Here is a 1,107-nt window from a genome sequence, read left to right on the forward strand (position 1 = left end):
TACTAGAGCAGCAGTGGTGACATGCGTCATTTATTGCTGCTTTTTTATTTTAAAAAAATTACCTGCTAATTCATTAGATTAGTAGAATGAACGTGGACTATATTGCTTTATCGGTTCCTATATTCTTTATTCTGATAGGAGTAGAGCTAGCTTATTCTTTCTATAAGAAGTTAAACTATTACCGCTTAAACGATTCCATYTCCAATTTAAGCCAAGGCATTGGTCAGCAGGTAACAGGCGTTTTCATGAAAACAGCGCTCTTCTTTGGCTACATGTATATTTTTGAACATTGGCGGTTATTTGATCTTCCGCAAACCATATGGGTCTGGATCATACTTTTCATTGGGGTTGATTTTTTCTACTATTGGTTTCACAGAATGAGCCATCAGGTAAACGCACTCTGGGCAGCTCACATTGTACACCACCAATCTGAAGAATATAACCTTACCGTAGCTTTAAGGCAATCCTGGTTTCAGGGATGGTTTTCATGGGTGTTTTATTTACCTCTGGCTTTTATTGGGTTTGATCCGATCATGTTCCTCACCTTAAGTGCTTTTAATACTTTATACCAGTTTTGGATTCATACCAGAGCTATAAAAAGTATGGGACCATTAGAATGGATTTTAAATACACCTTCTCATCACCGAGTGCATCATGGTTCCAACCCAAAATACATTGATAAGAACCATGCAGGTACTTTAATTATCTGGGATAAAATTTTTGGTACCTTTCAAAAAGAAGAAGAAGAGGTGTACTATGGCATAACCACTCCATTGGCCAGCTGGAATCCTATCTGGGCAAACGTACATTACTGGAGTGAACTTTGGAATACCGCAAAACAAAGCCCTAAATGGAGCGATAAAATAAATGTATTTCTTAAGCCACCCGGATGGTTCCCAGCGCATTTGGGTGGCTTTAAACCGGCAAAGGATATTGATCCTGCCAGTTATGCAAAATACAATCCTGAGTTTCATCAGAAATTCTCCGGATATGTGCTTTTGCAATTTTTGATAGGCTTAGCCACAGGATCAGCCATTTTGTTTTTAAATGCAACCTTGCCTGCAACACCCTTAATAAGTGGTTCTGTGTTTTCAATACTTACACTAT

General features: G+C 38.3%; 1 protein-coding gene. It reads left to right on the forward strand.

Annotated features, from left to right (window positions below; genetic code table 11):
* Positions 1-86: 86 nt before the first annotated feature.
* A partial coding sequence (locus AC1DG9_RS27245; RefSeq protein ID WP_477635714.1) for a sterol desaturase family protein occupies positions 87-1,107 on the forward strand: 1,021 nt, incomplete at its 3' end.

Source organism: Pedobacter sp. 05L430 (assembly GCF_056397585.1).